Here is a 4,539-nt window from a genome sequence, read left to right as displayed (position 1 = left end):
CCCTTGACCCGCGAGCCTCCGCCGCCCTGGGCAGGCCCCTCCGGGGGCAGGCTGGCGCCTGCCTGCCTTGCCCCCGCCACCACCACCGAACCGCCTTGGGAGGAGGTCTGTTTCGCCACCCTGGCCACAGGTCTGGGTTCGGGTCCGTCACCTTGGGCACGGGGCTCAGGTCGCCTGCGTCACCTCGACCACGGGGCTCGGGTCGCCTGCGTCACCTTGCGATGGGGTCTGGGTTCGGCTTGGTCACCCCGCACGGGGTCTGGGTTCGGTTTCGTCACCTCCGTCACGGGGCTTGGGTCCGCTCTCGTCACCTTGGGTCACGGGGCTTGGGTTGTCTTCGTCGCTTGGCGGCGGGCTCTGGTCACGATTGGGTGCATCGGTGTTGGTGTGTGTGTTGATGTCCGCGTTTGCGGCTATACACTTCTCTCCATGCCGAATCTGCGGATCAGTGAGGCGGCGAACCTGCTCGGTGTCAGTGACGACACGGTGCGTCGTTGGGTTGATCAGGGGCGTCTTCCGGTGGTGCAGGGTGACAACGGGCGCATGGCGGTCGAGGGGAGCGAGCTGGCGGCGTTCGTGCAGCGGCAGGGGGAGGCGCCGGAGGCTGGGGTGACGGTTGCCCGGTCGGCGCGGAACCAGATGAAGGGCATCGTCACCAGGGTGGTCAAGGACGGGGTGATGGCGCAGGTCGAGATGCAGGCCGGGCCGTTTCGGATCGTGTCGTTGATGAGTCGGGAGGCTGCCGAGGAGCTTGGCCTGGAGGTGGGCAGCGTGGCTGTCGCCTCGATCAAGTCCACGCATGTCGTCGTTGAGATTCCGGAGGCGTGAATGTCTCGCTTGTTGCCCGTCGCACTGGCTGCCGTTCTGGTTCTGGCCGGGTGCTCGTCCGGCGACACCGGCGCCTCGGCACGGACCACCGCCACGGCCGGGATCACCGGGGACGTCACGGTGTTCGCGGCCGCGTCGTTGACGGAGTCGTTCACCCGGCTCGGCAAGGACTTCGAGGCCGCGCATCCCGGAGTGAAGGTCACGTTCAACTTCGCCGGGAGTTCGGCCCTGGCTACGCAGATCAACCAGGGGGCCCCGGCGGACGTGTTCGCCTCGGCCGCGGCCAAGAACATGACCGACGTGACCGACACCGGCGCCGTCACCGGCAAGCCGGTCACCTTCGTCACCAACACGCTGGAGATCGCCGTGCCGGCCGGCAACCCCGCCAGGGTCGCGGGACTTCGGGACTTCGCCAAGGCCGACCTGAAGATCGCGCTGTGCGCCGAGCAGGTGCCGTGCGGTGCCGCGGCGAAGAAGGTCTTCGGGGCCGCCGGCGTCACGGCCGCGCCGGACACCCTGGAGCAGGACGTGAAGGCCGTGCTGTCCAAGGTGTCCCTGGGCGAGGTCGACGCCGCGCTCGTGTACAGGACCGACGTGAAGGCCGCCGGCGACAAGGTGGAGGGCATCGAGTTCCCCGAGGCGGACAAGGCCGTCAACGAGTATCCGATCGCGGCGTGTGCCAAGGCGCCGAACCCCGGCGGTGCCAAGGCGTTCATCGACTACGTGCTCTCCGACAAGGGCAAGGCCGTGCTCACGAAGGCCGGCTTCGGCGCCCCATGACCACACGTGTTCGGCGGCGCGCACGGCTCCCGCTCGTCCTGCTGCTCCCCGCGCTGGTCGGGTTGGCGTTCCTGGTCGTCCCGCTGGTCGGCATGCTCGTGCGGGCACCGTGGTCCACGCTCGGTGGCCAGCTGTTCAGCGAGGAGGTCGGGCAGGCGCTGACCCTGTCACTGGTCTGTGCGAGCCTGGCCACGGTCATCTGCGTGGTGCTGGGAGTCCCGCTGGCCTGGCTCCTCGCCAGGAGTGACCTGCCCGGCCGTGGTGTGCTGCGCGCCCTGGTTACCGTGCCGCTGGTGCTGCCGCCCGTGGTCGGCGGCGTGGCGCTGCTGCTGGTGCTGGGCCGGCGGGGGATCGTCGGCCAGTACCTCGACTCCTGGTTCGACGTCTCGCTGCCGTTCACCACCGCGGGCGTGGTGGTGGCCGAGGCGTTCGTGGCCATGCCGTTCCTGGTCATCTCCGTCGAGGGGGCCCTGCGCGGCGCCGACCCGCGCTACGAGGAGGCCGCCGCCACCCTCGGCGCCTCCCGCTGGCTGACCTTCCGCCGTGTCACGCTGCCGGCCATCGCGCCCGGGGTGGTGGCCGGGACGGTGCTGTGCTGGGCGCGTGCGCTCGGCGAGTTCGGTGCCACCATCACCTTCGCCGGCAACTTCCCCGGCAGGACCACCACCATGCCGCTCGCGGTCTACCTGGCACTGGAGACCGACCCCGGCGCGGCGATCGTGTTGTCGATCGTGCTGCTCATCCTGTCCGTCACCGTGCTGGTGAGCCTTCGCGACCGCTGGATCAGCACCCCGACATGACCCTGCACGCCGACCTCGTGGTGGCCCGCGGCGCCGGGTTCCGCCTCACGCTGGACCTGACCATCGAGCCCGGTCAGGTCGTCGCCCTGCTCGGCCCCAACGGCGCGGGCAAGACCACCGCACTGCGTGCCCTGGCCGGCCTCCTGCCCCTCACCGGGGGACACCTCGGGCTCGATGACGAACCCTGGGACCAGCCGCCGGCGGTGTTCGTCCCGACCGAACGGCGGCCCATCGGCGTCGTGTTCCAGGACTACCTGCTGTTCAACCACATGAGCGCGCTGGAGAACGTCGCGTTCGGACTCCGCGCCCGCGGCACCGACCGGGCGACCGCCCGCGCCACGGCCCGGCGCTGGCTCGCGAAGGTCGGCCTCGGCGACCACACGCACACCCGCCCCCGCGCGCTGTCCGGTGGCCAGGCCCAGCGCGTGGCGCTGGCCCGCGCCCTGGCCACGGACCCGGGTCTGCTGCTGCTCGACGAACCCCTGGCCGCGCTGGACGCCGGCACCCGCGTGCACATCCGCGCCGAGCTGGACCGCCACCTCGCCGACAACCCCGGCAACACCCTGCTGGACACCCACGACCCCCTGGACGCCATGGTGCTGGCCGACCACCTGGTGATCATCGAGAACGGCGCCGTCGTCCAGCAGGGGCCGCCCGCGCGGGTCGCCCGCCAGCCCCGCACCGACTACGTCGCGCAGCTCGTGGGCCTCAACCTCTACCGCGGCACCGCGGCGGACACGGTCGTCGCCCTCGCCGGCGGTGGCCGGCTCGTCATCGCCGAACCCGCCGCCGGTCCGGTGCACGTCGCGTTCCCGCCGACGGCGGTGGGCCTGCACTCCTCGTCGCTGGCCGGCGGTCCCCGCAACAGCTGGCCGGTCACGGTCGTCCACATCGAACAGCACGCCCACACCGTGCGCGTCCACCTCGACGGCACCCCGCCGGTCCTCGCCGACGTCACGCCCGCCACCGTGGCCGAGCTGCACCTCGCGCCCGGCCAGCCGCTGTGGGCGAGCGTCAAGGCCACCGAGACCACGACCTACCCGGCTGGTTGACCGCGTCCCACCGCTCCCCGAGTGAGCGGACGGTCCTCGGCGGGGTCAGGTGAGCCGGCGCGGCGACGGACCCGGGTGACGAGTTCGGGCGCCGCCAACCCTCGACCGAGTCAACGGGTGAGTAACCAACGGAAACCGGGGTAATGCCCATGGACACGTTCTGACGTCGTTCGTCCCACCACTAGGAGGATCCGTTGGCCCCCAGCAAGCCGGGCAAGCTCGTCAAGGCGGCGCTCGAGAAGGCGGTGGAGAAGGTCGCTGAGCTGGTGAACCCGCCCATCCCCGGTGTTCCGAACAGTGAGCCGCCTTCCCTCGACGAGCCGACCGAGCCGCGCGGGCCACTCACGCCGAAGCCGGACCAGACGGGGCCGGTGACGGTGTCGCCGACGGGCGCGCCGACCGGTGCCCCGAAGCTGTCGATGGGACAGCAGGGCGAGTACCTCACCACGTCGGTGGGCCTGCGGCTGTACGACACCGACCACTCGCTGAAGGCGGGGGAGCGGGGCCCGACGCTGCTGCAGGACCACCACCTGCGCGAGAAGGTCATGCACTTCGACCACGAGCGCATCCCGGAGCGGGTCGTGCACGCGCGGGGCTACGGGGTGCACGGCGTGTTCGTCGGCTACGGCACGGCCGCGAAGATCTGCAAGGCCGCCTTCCTGGGTGACGGGGTCGAGACGCAGGTGTTCGTGCGGTTCTCCACGGTGCTCGGGTCGCGCGGCTCGGCGGACACCGTCCGCGACACCCGCGGGTTCGCGACGAAGTTCTACACGAGCGAGGGCAACTTCGACCTCGTCGGCAACAACATCCCGGTCTTCTTCATTCAGGACGGGATCAAGTTCCCCGACATCATCCACGCGGGCAAGCCGCACCCGGACCGGGAGATCCCGCAGGCGCAGAGCGCGCACGACACGTTCTGGGACTTCGTGTCCACCCACACCGAGGCCACCCACCACGTCATGTGGAACATGTCCGATCGTGGCATCCCCCGCTCATTCAGGACGATGGAGGGCTTCGGGGTGCACACCTTCCGGCTGGAGGCTGGAGACGGCAGCACGGTGCTCGTCAAGTGGCACTGG

At 70.8% G+C, this 4,539-nt stretch carries 5 protein-coding genes; all 5 read left to right on the top strand.

Going from position 1 to position 4,539, the window contains the following annotated elements:
* Positions 1-429 precede the first annotated feature (429 nt).
* Positions 430-828: a molybdopterin-binding protein gene (locus ACJ73U_RS40275; RefSeq protein WP_407783043.1), complete on the top strand. Its 399-nt coding sequence runs from the start codon at positions 430-432 to the stop codon at positions 826-828.
* Positions 829-1,608 (top strand): molybdate ABC transporter substrate-binding protein, encoded by a 780-nt coding sequence (modA, locus tag ACJ73U_RS40270; protein WP_407783042.1) that lies wholly within the window; start codon positions 829-831, stop codon positions 1,606-1,608.
* Positions 1,605-2,408 carry a molybdate ABC transporter permease subunit gene (gene modB, locus ACJ73U_RS40265; RefSeq protein WP_407783041.1) on the top strand — a complete coding sequence of 268 codons (804 nt, stop codon included), beginning with the start codon at positions 1,605-1,607 and terminating at the stop codon, positions 2,406-2,408. The genes modA and modB overlap by 4 nt, the downstream gene beginning before the upstream one ends.
* Positions 2,405-3,460, top strand: a complete 1,056-nt coding sequence (locus ACJ73U_RS40260) for an ABC transporter ATP-binding protein (protein ID WP_407783040.1) — start codon at positions 2,405-2,407, stop codon at positions 3,458-3,460. Before modB ends, ACJ73U_RS40260 begins: the two co-directional genes overlap by 4 nt.
* 419 nt (positions 3,461-3,879) lie before the next feature.
* On the top strand, positions 3,880-4,539 hold a 660-nt coding region (locus ACJ73U_RS40255; RefSeq protein WP_407783044.1), incomplete at its 3' end, for a catalase.

This window comes from Actinophytocola sp. (assembly GCF_045807065.1).
Taxonomy (GTDB): domain Bacteria; phylum Actinomycetota; class Actinomycetes; order Mycobacteriales; family Pseudonocardiaceae; genus Actinophytocola.
The sequence above is the reverse complement of the archived record's forward strand: the minus strand, read 5'-3'. Positions and strand labels throughout refer to the sequence as shown.